The sequence below is a fragment of the Burkholderia sp. 4NA327C6 genome (genome assembly GCF_005502655.1).
Taxonomy (GTDB): domain Bacteria; phylum Pseudomonadota; class Gammaproteobacteria; order Burkholderiales; family Burkholderiaceae; genus Burkholderia; species Burkholderia contaminans.
On sequence record NZ_SCNZ01000060.1, the window covers coordinates 1 to 15,810 of the forward strand.

Consider the following 15,810-nt stretch of genomic DNA (forward strand, 5'->3'; position numbering starts at 1 on the left):
CAGAGTTTGCGGCGAAACATCGGGCAACCGCGGATACTCCTGCCGCTTTCCAGGAGTTGGTTTAAAGGGACTTTGCTAGAAGCCCATTGGCCCTATTGATGGGGGCAGGTCACTGCAACTCGACCACTTGGCGTTCAAACGTGCGGGCAGCCACGCGATCACCCAGGCGTTTGAAGCAGTGCATTTTCGTTTCCACGTAAGCGTTGCCCCAGCACCGTCTGTTCATGACGGCTCATAGACGGCAATCTGGTTCCCACCAAAATGTGAACTGAACCCCGGGCTGGACGCACACTTTTGGAACGTCATAAGCATTCGCGAAACTAACGCCAAGCCGGTAGTGAACAACATGCGCATGTTGCGCCGCCAAGTCAGGCGCGCGAGCCTAGTAACGACGTCAGCATCCGTTCGCCTCGCCAGGCTACTGCTGAGCGAACCTAAATTGTTTGAGACAATGTTTCCGCTCCTGGATGAGATCGGCCAATGGCTTGTCAGCAGCGTCATGCAATCGGCGGCGCAGGTCAGGTGGCATTCGATGCGTCGTGAATCTCAAGAGCGCGGCTGCTCGCCCGTCAAGTCCATGGAGATTGTGGCAAGTTGCCATCAAGAATCGTACGGAACTGCGGCAGCAGGCATGTAGTCGGGCTGAACTGCGGTCCTGAACAAGCAAAGTCCAGATGATTTTAGCTGTCTTGTCGGCGAGTCACAGGACCGTTGACGCGCTTGGGAGGGGGGACTGGCGTGAGCTACGCGCGAAGCGCTCCAATCGCTCGCGCGCTTCGATGAGGTAATGGAGTGGCGCGCATTCGATCTGCCGATCTGCTTGGCACAAGACCGCCTCGAAGTGTGGGCTATCGTCGGCATCAAGTTGGCAGACACCATCGCGCTCCGCGCGCGTCATACACCGTTCGAGCGCCGCCTCCGCTCGGGAGTAGACGATCAAAGCCGTATCGCCGTAACCAGCCTCTTGCACATAGAACGTCAAATAAACAAACCGTATCAATTCGTTCAGAAGATAGGGATTTCCTGCTCCTTGCTTGCATGCGACGAAAGTGAGATGGTTCGCAAGTGATAGGTCACGCGCGGCTCGCGCCGACAAGGGCAGCAGCATGGTCTTGTTGAGAGGTTTGCGCGACGGCGCGCGAGAGGACTTCCGATTGGATTTGCGTGTGGACATGCAAGAAGACAGCGGCGATACAAAACGGCCCCGCAATACCGGAGCTGATGGCGATCATAGCAAATTTGGGATAACACTGCGTTGAGCCCACGGTAGCGAGCGGCTTGGCTCGCACGTGTTGGTGCTCCGAAATGGTTCACGACTGCCTCGTCATTGCTGGGTAGTTAACTTTGCGTGCATCGTCCGTGCGTCATATCTCGCAAACAATAGCCGAAAGCATCATTGGTATGACTTGCTGAACAACTGCAGGGCTGCCAGCCTGCCGTAATTGTGCTTCGACAGCCTCGCTCGAACCGAACACCATCGCGCCGTAGACGGAACTCGAGGAAGACTTACCACTCCCTGGTCTGAAGGTCGGGTCGCCAGGTTGAAATCCGAACACTGCGCGAACGCGTAGCCCGTATACAGCTAGATCCCTCCCGTGCGCGGGACGAAATGCGTTGACTGAGTTTGCCTCGACGCGAATCGGCGCAGGATCAATCAACTGGCTGTTGATAAGAGAGGTAATGAACGTGTGCGCATTGGATTTGCAGGTGAACTGCTCATCGAGCGTGCCTGCGAACACTGATGTCGGTAAAATTCCGGCGCCAAGCGCGACAAGCGAAATCAGAGATATAAAAATAAATCTTTTCATGGCATCAACATGAAACCATTCAGTTTTGCACCGAATCCTTGCAACACGTACAAGTTATCACGTACGCTCGTGAAAGGATGCTACGGTCGCAGTTGATATTGTATTTCGCTTTTTGAAAGAATTCGGACGAACCAGTCACCTATGCGTAAATCACCGGCTGATGATGATGTTGACGGTGGCCGATACGCGCTTGTCACCGTGGCCATTCCACGGAAACGTCTCGGCGAAGCTGTTGAAAGTCGCTGCCTTGCTCGTGGGAAATATCAGCTTGAAACTTGCGATCGTCGCTATCGCTTCGTAACCGATGCCTCGCTCGACGTCTCGCCCCAAATGTGATGAGTTCTGAGTGGCGCGCCCCCGCCGATGAAGGCGTTCACGTTTACTGATAAACAGCACGAACAGCGAAAAAGCTATTTTCGTGCACTGTTTCGCCTGCAAGGCGAACTCGTCAAGCTACAAGATTCGGTCGTGCATACCGGACATCGGCTCGTCGTCATTTTCGGGGGCCGCGACTCGACAGGAAAAGGTGGCACCATCAAGCGCATCACGCAACGATTGAATCCTCGTGTCTGCCGCGTGGCTGCCGTGTCCGCGTCCAATAATCGCGAGCGCACGCAATGGCATTTCCAGCACTATGCTGCACACTTGCCGACGGACTGTGAGAGAGCGCTGTCCGATCGAAGCTGATACAACCGTGCGGGCGTCGGTGTGCATTGGGATTCTGCACTGGCGACGAATATGCTGAATTCTTCCGATCAGTGCATTAATTCGAGAGGATACTGGTCAGAATCGGGATTCAGCTTATCAATAATGGTTTTCGATACGACAAGAAACGCGCATGCCTGAACTGCATCCATCACTTGCTCAGTCAATTACCGTATCACGAGATCGAGCGCTCGACCGTGCAACTCCCTGGAGTTGCCCCTGTAACTCAGGACACTCGGACACCGTTAGGTTGATGACGCCGCAGTCCGCCTGAACTCGCGAGGCGAGCGATATTTCAGAGCTTTGTGCGGGTGACGCTCGTTGTAATGCTCAAACGCAGCAGCCAGACGCGAGAGCGCCGTTGGCGCGTCGGGCTTGTCCATATAGGCGACGTAATTGTGCTTCATGGTCTTCACGAACGATTCGGCCATGCCATTGCTTTGCGGCGAGCGCACGGGCGTCGTCAGCGGCTCCAGGCCCAACTCTCGTGCGAAGCGGCGCGTGCGATGGTCGATGTAGGCCGAGCCGTTGTCCGTCAGCCATTCAATAGGCTGTGCCGTTTGTGTGGTGCCGAAGCGCTGCTCGACGGCGGCCAGCATCACGTCGCGGACCACGTCACCGCTATGCCCGCCGGTCGTCGCTGCCCAGCTAATCGCTTCCCGGTCGCAGCAGTCCAGCGCGAACGTCACGCGCAGTGGCGTGCCATCGTCACACCGGAACTCGAAGCCATCCGAGCACCAGCGAGTATTGCTCCGGTCCACGGCCACGCGGCCGTCGTGCCGATGCTTATCTCGACGCACGCCGGGACGGCGCAGCAGCAACTGATGCTCGCGCATCACGCGATAGACGCGTTTGTGGTTGATGCACGGCGCGCCGACCATCTCGCGGCTGCGACGCAGCAGCGCCCAGATGCGCCGATAGCCGTAAGTCGGCAGGTGCGCTACGTGGGCCTGGATTTCTTCGACCAATTCCGTGTCGTCAGTCGGTCTGGTGCTGCGGCCGTCTTGCCAATCGGACGAGCGAGTCCGTTTCGCCGCCACACCGGAGCGCGCCACGCCGAGAACTTCGCAGACCGTTTTCAATGGTCGTCCCCCGGCAGCAAGGGCGAGCGCGCAATCAGGTTTTTTGAGCGGCCCCACTCGACAGCTTCCTTCAGGATTTCGACTTCCATCGTCTTCTTCCCGAGCAGGCGTTGCAGTTCCTTGATTTCCTTGATGACGGCGGCCAGCTCCGATGCAGGGACTACAGTTTCGCCAGCTTGCACCGCTGCCAGACTGCCTTCCTGGTATTGCTTGCGCCAGCCGAACACCTGGTTCGGGTTCACGCCGTGCCGCCGCGCTACGGCTGACACCGATGCGCCCGGTGCCAGCGTTTCCTGCACGATGGCGATTTTTTCCTGGGCCGTGCGCCGCCGGCGACGCTCCGGCTCGGTCAGAATTTCGATGGGTTCCACGTAATGACTAGGGATGCTCTGCACAAACCGGAATCCAGTGTGCTTGGTGGTTTAACTGGGAACTGAATGCGCCACGTCGCCAATCAATCAGCTCGAAGCGAAGCTGGCGGGCACGCGCCGAGCAGCTTCGCGGGCCGCGCATGGCATCGGCGCGCGCCAAGGATGCGCTCATGCCTTAGCATCCAGCAACGTGCCGCGCGCCATCCACAGGTTGGACAGCGCGAACAAGGTCGTGAGTTGCACGGTGTTCTTCCTCAGCCCTCGATAGCGGACCTTGGTGCAGCCGAACTGCCGTTTGATCACTCGGAACGGGTGCTCGACCTTGGCCCGAATGCCGGCCTTGATTCGCTCGACTTGATCAATGAGCGCGTCAAGCGGCTTGCTTTTGTCCAGAATACGACGTTTGCCGGGCTTCATCGCCACATGCCAGTTCACACCCGGGCGCGTGTCCGGGCGCTTGTGCACGCCCTGATAGCCCGCATCGCCAAACGCGTCGGTTTCCTCGCCATGCAGCAGACTGTTGGCTTCGAGCACGTCGCTGATATTGCCGGATGTGCCTCGTACCGTGTGCACCAAGCCGCTTTCGGCATCGATGCCGATATGCGCTTTCATGCCGAAATACCACTGGTTCCCTTTCTTGCTCTGGTGCATCTCCGGGTCGCGTTCGCCCGACGCGTTCTTGGTCGAACTCGGGGCGCTGATCAAGGTCGCGTCCACCACCGTGCCCGCACGCAGCATCAACCCTTTGTCGCGCAGGATGTCGTTGACCACCGCGAGGATCTGCGCCGCCAGCTTGTGTTTCTCCAGCAAGTGACGAAACCGCAGAATGGTGCTCTCGTCGGGCAACCGCATCGTCCAATTGTCCAGCCCTGCAAACTCTCGGTACAGCGGCACGTCGTGGAGCGCTTCTTCCATCGCCGGGTCCGACAGACCGAACCATTGCTGAAGGAAGTGAATACGCAGCATCGCCTCGAGCGCGAACGGCGGGCGGCCGCGTTTGCCTTCCGGGGCGTACGGGGCGATCAGCATCACCAGATCTGCCCACGGCACCACACGGTTCATCTCGTCCAGGAATTCGCGCTTGCGCGTGCGCTTCGTCGACAAGTTCAGTCCAAGGTCAGTTTGTTTCATGCGTTACATGCTCGCTGGCTCGACGATTCATGGCAAGCACAACCGCCGGCTACTTGTGCAGAGTTTCCTTAGCAGTGCCAGGCTGCCACGCCAGTGAGCGATAGCCGTATCTCGGGTCGAACGGCATGATGCAGAGCTGCTGCGGTGGGTCGTCTGGCGAGGCGCCACCGCGCATCACAATCCCTCGTCGTAGAAAATCGTGGACCGGAAACGGGAGCCAAAGCATACGCCGCGCGCCCGCGCCCTGTGCCTCCTCCAGATACGCATAAAAGCTGTCCATACAGGCCTGCGCCAAAGCGTGCAACGTCAGCCAGTGAGCCGCCTCCCTGCTCCATGCTCGTGGTGCGACCGGCGCGTGAAGCGACAGCCAGACTGTCAGACCGAGCGGCCCATGCACTGGCTGTTGCAAAAGCGAGCGGGGTATCCTTACGCCTTCCCATTTGCAGCGCCATCGCAGGTAGGCCAAGGCGACCGGACAACACGATGTCGTTGTGCCTCCGCAAAGCGGCCATATCAAGTGACGTGCAGCACTCTTAATGCATGCCCGGTGGTTCCGACCGTACATTCGCATGATCCGTCGCCGCACCGCCTTGTAGCACGCGTGCTCCTGAGCGTCGCGATCGCCGAGAAACTTATCCTGCGTCGCCTCTTCTGGCCATGGATCGTCAGCCTCAGCCTGCCCGCCTGCGCCGAACCTGACCCAAGACATCTCTTGCAGTGGCAACTGGTATTCCGAAACCGGGGGCAGTTCGTCCGACGTTGAGGGTAGCCCGCCCGTGGCGCAGCAGATTTCTTCCGATCCTGTCGGCTCCTGAACGGTCAGCCGGACATGCCTCGCACGCTTTCCCAATCGCCGTCGATAAGGTTGACCTACACGAATGTCATCCAGCCCCTGGGCGGGCACCCACCATGCATTCCCGCACGACGGACAGTTAAACGGCGCCCTGAATAAGTCGGCCCGCAGCCGGTAAGGAATCGGTTTATCGCACCGTTCGCAGCGCTCGACCAGCGGTGTGCGATGCACAGGGCACTGGTCAACGCGGCGGTACTGAAATACAGCCAGATGGACACCCTGCTGCGCACATTGCACGCACCATCGCAGCGTCGGCGACGAAATCCTCTGAATCGCGCCAGAAGGCATGACGAACGCCGCGGCGATATCCGCAAGTCGCAGGCGCAGCATGTCCCTCATGCGCGGCAGGTCGAAGCGCCGCGCGTCGCGAAGATCGAGATCCTGCGGCGGTGTGCGCCGGCCCTGCAAGCTGGCAAACGATTCGGCGAGCGCTGAGCAGGAAAGCGCGTTGAGCCGCTGAAACTTCGCGAGCAGCGAGAATGCAGATTCTCCCGGAGCATGCCAGTCGTCTCGCCAGCACCATGGATCATGGACCGGAGGCGCACTGCCTGTCAGCAGGATATCGAAGCGCCGTGTCACGTCGGCCCCGCCTCATCGACGAAGATGATCCGCAACGCCTCAAGCGCGGCAACGAAACTGGATTCCTCGACCGCCTCGTCCCAGCAGGCGCGGCTCAGTTCAAACCGCACCGAGTCGTGTTCCATGTTGCGGGTCAGAGCAATCTCAACGGAGCGAGCTAGATACTCCATCGGGATTTCCATCGGAAAGTCGAACCTCGCGATTCGATGCGCTGCGTCGAACGCCTCCCACAGAACCTTCTGCTGTGCGCCGAGCCGAAAACCGGTGTCGTACGCGCGCTGCAGAAAAAAGCGCGTGTAGGTCCAGTCGCTACCTTCCGGAAAGATGGAGCTGTCGTACGCGGCGAGAGACATCTTCAGATCCGCCGCCTGCTGCATGCCCGCAAACCGCATCTCGTCGATCATGAAACGAGCGACGATCTGCGAGGTATCGACGTTCTGCCGGAATGCGCTCCGGCGGTTTAGGATGCCGGGCTGACCGACGAGAAACGCGAACATGCGAATGCCGCGCCGGCCCAGTTCGTCCTGCACGTCTCGCAGCCACTCATAGTGCTCCAGCTCCAGACGCTGCGCTTCGTCGACAAAGATGACCAGCGTGTTGCCGGAAACGCGCGCCACGAGTTCAGCGAGTTTGTGATAGAGCCGCAAGCGCCGCTGCAGTGCAGTGCCGCTGTCTGGTCGCGCGTGCTGGGCAACATCGAGCAACATGCCGAAGAACAGCGATTCCGAGCGCGAGGGATTCTGCGGCATGCCCAGCGGGAGCACGACGATACGCGGCAGCTCGTGCCGCAGGAGCCGCACGCAGTATCGGACGGCATAGGTTTTGCCCCAGCGGGTATGACCGTAGATCACCGCACCGGTCACGCCCCGGCGAAGGCACTGCCGAATGCGCGCATACATCGCGGCGATCGCCGGCGTCGGCACGATATAGGACTGGCTGAGCAGTGGATGCTCAGACACGTCGACCGGGCGTTTCAGTGTGTCGAGCATAGCTTCAGTACGTGAAGATCTTCGTTAGCCATGGCGTCGACTCCCCTTTCGGGAGCGCCGGTGTCGGCGGCCTGACAATGTCCGGTGCGGCCGGCGACTCTTTTCCCACCGTGGCCGTGCTCTGCTGTGGCGGCTGCGGGGCGTGCGCCTTCGCCCGGTCGGTGAGCATCCGCGCAAGATCGTTCGCCTCGCGCGCATGCTTCCGGGCCTGCTCCTTTTTCCAGGCGAACCAGGCGCCGACCGGATCGTCGCCCTCCCGCCACGCGAGTTTGCGCTGACGCATCAGGGCGAAGATCTCCTGCCGGACGCGCAGCGAATGCGGTGTGAAGCACCAAGGACGGGCCGCGGTAAGCACGCCAAGCTCAGCACCGTTCATGAAGAAAGCGTGCAGATGACGCACATCCTTCACGTTGAAATAGACTCGGATCTGCTGACCAATCAACCCGGTCATGCCAGATAACAGCCGGCTGTCATAGCGCACGTACTCAAAGTTCACGTGCGGGCGCACGCCCCGGCTGACGTTGCCGCGAATGGTCACGATCCGGGCCTCTTGCAGAAGACAGAGCGTGCTGCGACGCGCTTCGGGAACCGTCCGCAACAGGCCCTCGCGTCTGGCGATCTGAAACTGCATCGCCTCGAGCGGTGATCGGCCGCCAAGGCCCGTGTGCGGTTCGCCGTTGTAATTGGCAAGCACGACGTCGATCACGTCCTCAAGCTCATCGAGCGTCATCATCAGCGACGTGTCGCCGCCGACGTCGCTGAGGGCCCGTTCGACCGAGCGGGGATCGCGTCCGGTGGTCGCCGGCAACCGGTGCGCAAAATGCGACGCCAGTTGGTCGAAGAACCGCTCGATGAACGCACGCTCATTCTTCTGGCCAAGCGGCCCGTTGTCAGTCGCACAGCCGACGACTGTCGTGAGGCGCTCGAGCGTCGCCTTGGCGAAATGCGCCCTGGCTGCATCGAAGCGAAGCGTGCTCCAGCATGCCCATGCCGTCTGGGGAATGATTTCAGAGGGAAACCCTCCGCCGGGCCTGACACTGAGTGCAGGGATTTTCGGTTCACGGGCAGCGTGCGGCATCAACGCCGCCTGCAGTGCCTGCGCGACGTCATCCCGGTTGTATTCGCACCCCGGCGCGAGCGCGTAGCCGATGACCGCGCGGCTAGCCACATCAAGCAGCACCAGTACCCAGATCCGGTGCATGACCAGCAGAGTCTCGAAACCAAATGGATCGTCGATACGCAGCGTCAACCGAACGTCAAGCTTGTGTCCGTCGAATTCCACAACCTCATAAGGATACGTTGCTGTCTTGCGCACCTCCTCCACATCAGCTTGCCAAGCGTGGCCGATCTGCTCCGCGCCCGCGGCGCGGGCCGCCGATGCGAATTGCTGACCTGCGAGCTTGTGGAGGTAGTTTGCCAGAGACCGCTCGCCGAGATGCTTCCGGTTAAACGGATATTCGTGCGCCTGTATGCCGGCCTGTCGGCACTGTGCGAGAAAACCTGCATGCAAACGCCAGATCTGGCGGTGGACCTCTTCCAGTTTGGTCCCGCGCCGACTACGGGCGGCGACCTTGCGCTCGATCCAGTGCGCGATTTCCGGATATCGGAGCAGCAGTTGACCGAAAGCACCGCTCGCGCCGTCCGTACCGGACGTCGTTACTTGCGCACGCCGTTCGTATGGCCGGGTATGCAACCAGGGAAGCAGCGCCCGGCAGCCGTAAATGCGACCGTCTTCGTGAGGAGTGGTACACCGCTCAAACAGTCGGTACAGATCGTTGATCCGCAATCCGGTCTCACGACCAATCGCCTGCAGAGCCGTGGTCCCGTCGACAAACAGCGTCATTGCCCGTACGCGACGCGCAAATAGCAGTCGGGCCGGCTCGTCCAGTGCGCTGTCGTCGGCACAGGGCCACTGGCTGACATCAGCGAGTTCAGCCGGAATGGAGCGACGATCGAAGCGCAGCGTCCCGAAGACAATCGCTCTCATTTGGTCTCCAGACAGCTATCAGGACCGAGCGGTCGCGAAGCAATCGTCGGGCAATCGAGCCCCCCCTTCAAGAGCAGCGCGAACGCGGCGGTGCGCACCAGTACCGGATCAATCGATGCAAACCGTTGCTCCAGCTTGGCCAACGTCAGGCCACGAATGCACGCGATCAAGATGGCTCGGCAGATTTCGTCCCGGGCCGGCACCGTGTTAGCAGCCAGGTAATTCAGCATCGTGAGTCTGTTCTGGCACAGTGGCTCGGGATCGTCGAGTTCGTCCGGGAGAATGGTACGCACCGTCATTGAGTGCGCCTGACTCCACGCGTCCAGTGCTGGGTACAGACTGATCCCCTGCTCGACCAGCGTCGCCTCGGACGATCGCAAGACCAGATGCAACTGCTCGCCCTGGTCCGTGCAAACCCAGAAGTCCGCAGCCCGCGTCCCTCTCGCTTCGGGCACGAGCAAAGGTCGCTCGCAATAGGTAACCACTTGCGGGTTGGATTCCAGCCGCAGCCAGAGCTGAAACACGCGTCGGCCAAATAACGTCAGCCGTCGTCCAACTTTGGGACCGAACACGTCGAATCGATGCGCGCCATACGGCCGCGCATCGGTCGCCGCTCTTCGGAACCGTGGTGAACGCATCGCCCCCTCCATGCAAGCATGCACACGTTTTAGTACAAGAATGGCGGCACTTAAATTGGAGAAACCGCGAGGGTCAGGAGTAGCATTGGCAGAAAACCATGCCACTACAAAATACGTATCAAATGATACAACTCGATGTCCTGAGCGGTTTGCGATTGGAAAGTCCGTTTCCAAGAGGCTTTTGTCCGCTGAAAAACACGGATCATCCTTCGAGTTCGTGAAACATCGGCGACGTATTTGACGAATATCCAGTCAAAACAATCCGTTACGCCGATGCCGTCCTATTTTAGGATGTTCCACGGATTGCGTGCTGCCAAGCACGTCAAGTACGTGTGATTTCCAACATTTCCTTCCGGGCGACGGGATTTCCAACTCTTCCTTCCGAAACCTGAGAAGCAAATCTTGTATCCGGGACCCCGGCCGATCACGTCTCAACCGGATCATTACCGCCGAGCCGGTACAATTTTTACTTCATCGGACGACCGCCGACGAAGTGCAAGGCAAGCGCGCGCGGCGGCGACGCACGACCTGTATCAAACAACACGCTTTCCGTACTCGCTCTCGAATCCGCCCATGACGACCGCCGACGATCCTGACGTGCTCGATGTCGAGTTCCGCGAGCTGCCGGCCGCGCCGCGCCGCGCGACCACGCCGGCTGCCCGCCGCAAGTCGCGCTCGCGCGCAGCACGCCGCGAAGCGGCCGCCGGGCGTCGAATCGGCCTGCAGCACCTCGCCTTCTTCCGCGGCTATCTGGAAGGACTGGATCTCGCCGAACTGGCCGACCAGTACCTCGAATTCGGTCGCGACGCGCGCAAGGCGGCCTCCACCCGCACCTGGCTGGTCACGGCCTTCGTCGCCGCGGCCCGCAAGCGCCAGGACTTCGCGACCGCCCGGCTGCTTGCGATTCGTCCGGCCGCCCTCGCCGCGACGCCAGCGGCCGACGCGCCGGCGCATTCCACGCCATCGCTGGACGACTTCGCCGCCGAGCACGATCCGGACGGCTTCTATACCGAGAAAGAGCTGCTGGATCTGTTCGCCGCCCGGCACGCCGGCGCGAACACTGACGCCGGCGCGACCCTACGTCGGCAGCAGCGCAACGCCCGCCTGCGCGCGCGACAAATGGCGGCGCTCGAGGCGCTCGCGCGTCTGGTGGTCGAGGATCCACGCCCTGAGCACCACGTGCTCGGCTGGTTCGATACCGCCGTCGCGCTGCGTCTCGCCGACGTCGGCCTCACCACGATCGGCAAGCTGGTCGAGTCGATCAACGCGCTCGGCTACCGCTGGTACCGACGCGTGCCGCGCCTGGGCGAAGTCGGCGCGCGCCGCATCACCGCGTGGCTCGCGCACTACGGGGACGTCACCGGCCTGCAGCTCGCCGCCGGCGTGCAAATCCACCCGTCCGAGCGCACGCTGGCGGGCCCGCCGCTGGCCGCGGCCGGTCCCGTCACCGCGATCGTGCCGCTCGAGCGCTTCTTGCTGCCGCCCGAGCTGGACGGCTCGCATGGCACGCACCGCAATTTCGTCAGGAACAACAGCCGCGCCAACAACGACCGCGAGGCGATTGATTTCTGGCTCGCCGATTACGAGAACCCGCATACGCGCCAGCGCTACCGCACCGAAGCCGAGCGGCTGCTGCTCTGGGCGATCTTCGTGAAGCGCAAGGCGCTGTCGAGCCTCGACACCGACGATGCGCGCGACTACATCAACGGCTTCCTGGTCGATCCGCAGCCCGCCAGCCAATGGGTCATGACGGGCACCGCGCATCGCGGCGATCTGGGCTGGCGGCCGTTCCGCGGACCGCTATCGGTCAAGAGCCGGCAGGACGCGCTGTCCGCGCTGAAGAAATTCTTCGGCGAGCTGGTCGACGCGCAGTATCTGGATCACAACGCGTTCGCGAAGGTGCGCGTGTTCACTGGGTCGACACACGACGCCGCCGGCAACGAGCGGCGCGTGGCCGCGAAATCGCGTCTGCAGATCGAGCGCGGCTTGACCTCCGACGCGTGGCGCTTCGCAATGCGCGTCCTCGACGCGATGCCGGACACGGCCGCGGCGACACGCATGCGCTTCGTACTGAGCTTTGCGTACAGCACGGGGCTGCGACGTGCCGAGTTGTGTGGGGCCTTCACGGACGACGTGCAGGAGCGTTACGCCGGCCCTGAGCTGGGCACGATTCGGTTGCTGCGCGTGGTTGGCAAGCGCGCGAAGGAGCGCTTTGTGCCGCTGGTGCCGGCGGTGCTGGATCTGATGGGCGACTATCTGGAATCGCGCGGGCTGCCGCGCGATCCCCTCGCCTGCCCTGCCGCCACCCCGCTGATTCCAGCGCTGCTGTCGAATGCCGAGATCGGCCGGATCCGGCGCGCGGCGAAGGCAAGCAAGACCGATCCGGCGCGCGAGCTCGCGGCGCGTGCGCGGCAAACCGGGCCGATCCATCCGGTGCAGCTCTACAAGGCGATCAAGCAGTTTTTTGCGATGGCGACTGCGGCCGCGCTGCGTGAGGACTCACCGCACGCGCGGGCTTTCAGCGCCGCCAGCCCGCACTGGCTGCGCCACACGTTCGTGTCGCATGCACTCGCAAACGGGATGAGTCTCGAGAGTGCGCGGAATTTTGCCGGTCACGATTCGCTCGACACCACATCGATCTACGCGACTGCGGAGCTTGGCCGCCAATACCGGGAGGCCGAGACCTTCCTCAGGCGGGTGAGGGACTAAGGTCATTGGCACCGTGACATGGCTGTGGCTTGAACACGCGCCTAGTTTCTGGCGAGGGCGCTTGCGTAACCAACGAAGGTGACCAAGTACCGACAGCCACGCGGTTGGGTGACCATGTGTGGCGCGGTAGAAAATCCGACGACGACGCGGTCTCGCAGGCCAATAACTTCTCCCAGATTAAGTCCTAAATCACTTGGCAAGCGTTACGAAGTGGCAGATGCCCCCCGACCATTCGCTCTGGCCGCTCTCGATCTCCCGGACAGTTGCGACTTCGAGACGTTCGCCGACCACCCGCCATTTGTGGGCGCCCAATGCAATCTCAGTATATAAGGCCGGGGCACAAGCGGTTCCGGCGGCGGCCGATAGGGGTCGATCGCCAATGTTGCTCTGGCGCGTCCTGTCCCAAGTTGGGACACACCGGACTGATCGCGGAATCCATCGCCTCTGTCCCAACTTGGGACAGAGGCCAGCCCAACGATCCCGCCTAAAAAGTCGGGACGAAAAAAACCCGCACTTGGCGGGTTTCTGTACTGGTGGTTAGCTTGCCGTACCGAATAGCTCTGCAAGCAAACTTCGAATCCGGTCTTCCTGCTGAGCATCTAGCATCCCGGGCCTGATCTTCACGGTAAAGCCACTGGAATCTTTGGTAATGGATCCTGCCTGATTCTTGCCGGCAAAAATCTTCTCGATGTTCCGATCACGTACCGAAGCCGGCTTGCTGCCACTCTCTACCGCTTGCTTTAAATTCCGCCCGAACTTGGACTGATCCAACTCTCCGGAAACGACATCAGGCCAGTGGATCTTTGCGGCCGCAACAGCGACATCACCATGCTTCTTCAGAACTGATACGACAGTCTCCGCTGCCGTCGCGCCAAGAAGGTTCGGTTGAAGGTCGAGATCCTTAATGATGAATTCTGGGAGGTCGGCAAACGACAAGAGGCGATAGAGGTCCGACCGTGCCATACCGAGCGCGGAAGCCATCTGTGTCCGGTTCGGAAACTCCTTCTCCGTCTGCCGAATCGACAACGAAATTTCATAGTCGCTCAGGCCATCTCGGACGATATTCTCGGCGAGCGCCAACATTGCCATGTCTTGGTCCGAAATCTCGACCTGGACGACCCTAATTGACTCCTTCCCAATAAGTCTGTGAGCGCGCCACCGGCGCTCCCCTGCAACGATCTCGTAGCCGTCTGAAACTGGCCGGACAACGATCGGTTGAATCAGGCCGCTCGCGCGAATGCTGGAGGCCAGCTCGTTCAACTTCGCCTCATTGAACACCCGACGCGGTTGCCAAGGATTCGGGCGAATATTCGCCACCGGCACCTCAGTCGACGCTGCCGCAGCGGCTGCCTTCTCCAATTCGGCGATCCGATCCTGTGCGGTGGCAAGCGCGCTTGCCATTCCCGGCCCGGTCCGTGGAGCAGTCGGCTTCCGGTCCGGACTCAGGTCAATATCCTTCGCGGAACGCAGCTCCGCGGTCTTCGCCATCATTTTTTCGCGGATGCTGCTCATTTCCCTTTCCTCCATTCCTCCACATACGAATCGTCAATCCAGCGGCAATAGTCCATCAAAGGTTGTCGGACTCTCGCAACCGTCTTGGCCACGCTGTCCGACCGACTGAGATCGAACACCGTTGAGAATGCCAAAGCTCCGTTACTCATCACCGAGCTGGCCGGAATCTCTGTCGTGTGCAACCAGTCGCCATAAGCGCGCTGAGCCCACGACCGTACGACAGGGGCCGAAGACGTAACGCCGTAGTCGACCTTCGAAAGGACAACGGAAATGAAGTCGTATGTCTTCTCGACCTCGTGCGCCGCAAAGCCCTGTGCAACGTCGGCAAACAACGACCAGAACGACACTGATGAAATGAAATCCAGACTCTCTGGGACCAGTGGCATCACCATCGAGTCCGCCGCCATCAACCCATTCAAGGTCATGTACGACAGCGACGGGGCTGTATCGAGCACAATGTAGTCGTAATGCTTTCGAAGTGGCTCAAGGCCTTGTCGAAGAACAGACCAGAACTGATAGTTCGGCTTCGACTTCTGCATGGCGGGAAGAAAGTACTCCGCGTGGTGCAGAAAGTTATGTGCTGGGATGAGATCGATCCCATCCCAATAGGTTGACTGAATTACTGCTCCAAGCCCCCCCTCGACATTTTGGTCAAAGATGTAGGGAAGAACGGTATCGTCTTCGGTCACATCTTTCTCTGCATAAAGGCCGCAGAGCTCCGAAAGAGATGCCTGAGGATCGAGATCGATCACCAGTACCTTTCGACCGCGAAGACTCAAACCTTGTGCAATACACATGGTCATCGTCGTCTTTGTCGAGCCGCCCTTGAAGTTTGCGATGGTCAGCACTTTCCCTTCGTGATCACGAGTACCTGTTACGAGGGGTGTTTGATAAATATCGGATACCTGCTGAACCCACGTTCGCACCTCAGCGAGCGAGAAGAGCCTGGTCCGTCCAGTCCCATTGGCCACGCCCGGCGGTAAGGTTCCGCCTTCCTTTGACGCTTCGTAGTGGACTTTCGCGCGATCGATTCCGCAAAGTTCGGCAAGTTCCGATGTCGTGAAGACTGGCGCAGTTTTTCGCGGTCGCGGTGCGAGAATTTGATCACGCAGCTCGTTCGTCATCACCGCCAGTCGATCAGCAAACTCGCCGAGCCTAGGAAGATTCACACGTCGGTCAATTTCGGGCAGCTCACTTAATTTCATTGTGTCTAGAACCTCCGCGATAAACGGAAAGAGAAGATTTCTACGGTTTTGATGCGCATTCTCGCAAAACCGTAGAATACGCGGTAGATCCTACGATGGCCAGTGAATTCGTCTTCAAGCATCAAAGGGGCGTTGATAAGAAAACTAGCGGCGAGACTACGTCGCGCAGTGTTGGCGCTCACCTGAGCCGCATCCGTGCGCCTTCGGAGCGCCGGGCGGCAAGTGTTCGCGTGCGCAGCTC

12 protein-coding genes and 1 pseudogene are annotated in these 15,810 nt (G+C 60.4%); 2 read left to right on the forward strand and 11 right to left on the reverse strand.

Annotation, left to right across the window (positions count from 1 at the left end; all coding sequences use genetic code 11):
- Positions 1-700 precede the first annotated feature (700 nt).
- The 3 genes from FFS49_RS36620 to FFS49_RS42240 form a co-directional block, all read right to left on the reverse strand.
- Complete coding sequence (locus FFS49_RS36620; protein WP_137910376.1) at positions 701-1,108, reverse strand: hypothetical protein; 408 nt, start codon at positions 1,106-1,108, stop codon at positions 701-703.
- Between the two features lie 256 nt (positions 1,109-1,364).
- Positions 1,365-1,808, reverse strand: coding sequence for a hypothetical protein (locus FFS49_RS36625; protein WP_011875463.1), 444 nt, complete (start codon positions 1,806-1,808; stop codon positions 1,365-1,367).
- Between the two features lie 150 nt (positions 1,809-1,958).
- Positions 1,959-2,246 carry a hypothetical protein gene (locus tag FFS49_RS42240; RefSeq protein ID WP_171026890.1) on the reverse strand — a complete coding sequence of 96 codons (288 nt, stop codon included), beginning with the start codon at positions 2,244-2,246 and terminating at the stop codon, positions 1,959-1,961.
- Here FFS49_RS42240 and FFS49_RS36630 point away from each other — a divergent pair.
- Positions 2,187-2,722 (forward strand): annotated as a pseudogene (locus FFS49_RS36630) (hypothetical protein); the annotation flags it as partial. The gene FFS49_RS42240 and the pseudogene FFS49_RS36630 overlap by 60 nt on opposite strands.
- 36 nt (positions 2,723-2,758) lie before the next feature.
- On the opposite strand, the gene FFS49_RS36635 reads toward FFS49_RS36630, so the two are convergent.
- The 6 genes from FFS49_RS36635 to FFS49_RS36660 all read right to left on the reverse strand — a co-directional run bounded on the left by FFS49_RS36635 (position 2,759) and on the right by FFS49_RS36660 (position 10,143).
- Positions 2,759-3,957, reverse strand: a protein-coding gene (locus FFS49_RS36635) for an IS3 family transposase (protein ID WP_105816220.1) whose coding sequence is annotated in 2 segments (ribosomal slippage) — positions 2,759-3,642 and positions 3,642-3,957 — 1,200 coding nt in all. Because the reading frame shifts where the segments join, the coding sequence is not laid out codon by codon here.
- Between the two features lie 177 nt (positions 3,958-4,134).
- Positions 4,135-5,097, reverse strand: a complete 963-nt coding sequence (locus FFS49_RS36640) for an IS5 family transposase (protein WP_011875466.1) — start codon at positions 5,095-5,097, stop codon at positions 4,135-4,137.
- A 49-nt stretch (positions 5,098-5,146) separates the two neighbouring features.
- Positions 5,147-6,529, reverse strand: coding sequence for a hypothetical protein (locus FFS49_RS36645; RefSeq protein WP_011875467.1), 1,383 nt, complete (start codon positions 6,527-6,529; stop codon positions 5,147-5,149).
- On the reverse strand, positions 6,526-7,518 hold the full coding sequence (locus FFS49_RS36650) for an ATP-binding protein (RefSeq protein ID WP_060092860.1): 993 nt from the start codon (positions 7,516-7,518) through the stop codon (positions 6,526-6,528). Before FFS49_RS36650 ends, FFS49_RS36645 begins: the two co-directional genes overlap by 4 nt.
- Before the next feature lie 4 nt (positions 7,519-7,522).
- Positions 7,523-9,505: a hypothetical protein gene (locus FFS49_RS36655; RefSeq protein ID WP_011875469.1), complete on the reverse strand. Its 1,983-nt coding sequence runs from the start codon at positions 9,503-9,505 to the stop codon at positions 7,523-7,525.
- On the reverse strand, positions 9,502-10,143 hold the full coding sequence (locus tag FFS49_RS36660; RefSeq protein WP_011875470.1) for a hypothetical protein: 642 nt from the start codon (positions 10,141-10,143) through the stop codon (positions 9,502-9,504). The genes FFS49_RS36655 and FFS49_RS36660 overlap by 4 nt, the downstream gene beginning before the upstream one ends.
- A gap of 573 nt (positions 10,144-10,716) precedes the next feature.
- Here FFS49_RS36660 and FFS49_RS36665 point away from each other — a divergent pair.
- Positions 10,717-12,852 (forward strand): phage integrase family protein, encoded by a 2,136-nt coding sequence (locus tag FFS49_RS36665; protein ID WP_105816218.1) that lies wholly within the window; start codon positions 10,717-10,719, stop codon positions 12,850-12,852.
- A gap of 537 nt (positions 12,853-13,389) precedes the next feature.
- Here the strand turns inward: FFS49_RS36665 and FFS49_RS36670 are convergent.
- Both FFS49_RS36670 and FFS49_RS36675 read right to left on the reverse strand, forming a co-directional pair.
- Positions 13,390-14,364 (reverse strand): ParB/RepB/Spo0J family partition protein, encoded by a 975-nt coding sequence (locus FFS49_RS36670; protein ID WP_060090947.1) that lies wholly within the window; start codon positions 14,362-14,364, stop codon positions 13,390-13,392.
- On the reverse strand, positions 14,361-15,569 hold the full coding sequence (locus FFS49_RS36675; RefSeq protein ID WP_059669010.1) for an AAA family ATPase: 1,209 nt from the start codon (positions 15,567-15,569) through the stop codon (positions 14,361-14,363). The genes FFS49_RS36670 and FFS49_RS36675 overlap by 4 nt, the downstream gene beginning before the upstream one ends.
- Between the last annotated feature and the right edge of the window lie 241 nt (positions 15,570-15,810).

Excerpts from the sequence above, each read along its gene's own strand:
- FFS49_RS36620 (WP_137910376.1), bottom strand. The coding sequence starts at position 1,108 with ATGCTGCTGCCCTTGTCGGCGCGAGCCGCGCGTGACCTATCACTTGCG.
- FFS49_RS36625 (WP_011875463.1), bottom strand. The coding sequence starts at position 1,808 with ATGAAAAGATTTATTTTTATATCTCTGATTTCGCTTGTCGCGCTTGGC.
- FFS49_RS36640 (WP_011875466.1), bottom strand. The coding sequence starts at position 5,097 with ATGAAACAAACTGACCTTGGACTGAACTTGTCGACGAAGCGCACGCGC.
- FFS49_RS36650 (WP_060092860.1), bottom strand. The coding sequence starts at position 7,518 with ATGCTCGACACACTGAAACGCCCGGTCGACGTGTCTGAGCATCCACTG.
- FFS49_RS36655 (WP_011875469.1), bottom strand. The coding sequence starts at position 9,505 with ATGAGAGCGATTGTCTTCGGGACGCTGCGCTTCGATCGTCGCTCCATT.
- FFS49_RS36660 (WP_011875470.1), bottom strand. The coding sequence starts at position 10,143 with ATGCGTTCACCACGGTTCCGAAGAGCGGCGACCGATGCGCGGCCGTAT.
- FFS49_RS36665 (WP_105816218.1), top strand. The coding sequence starts at position 10,717 with ATGACGACCGCCGACGATCCTGACGTGCTCGATGTCGAGTTCCGCGAG.
- FFS49_RS36670 (WP_060090947.1), bottom strand. The coding sequence starts at position 14,364 with ATGAGCAGCATCCGCGAAAAAATGATGGCGAAGACCGCGGAGCTGCGT.
- FFS49_RS36675 (WP_059669010.1), bottom strand. The coding sequence starts at position 15,569 with ATGAAATTAAGTGAGCTGCCCGAAATTGACCGACGTGTGAATCTTCCT.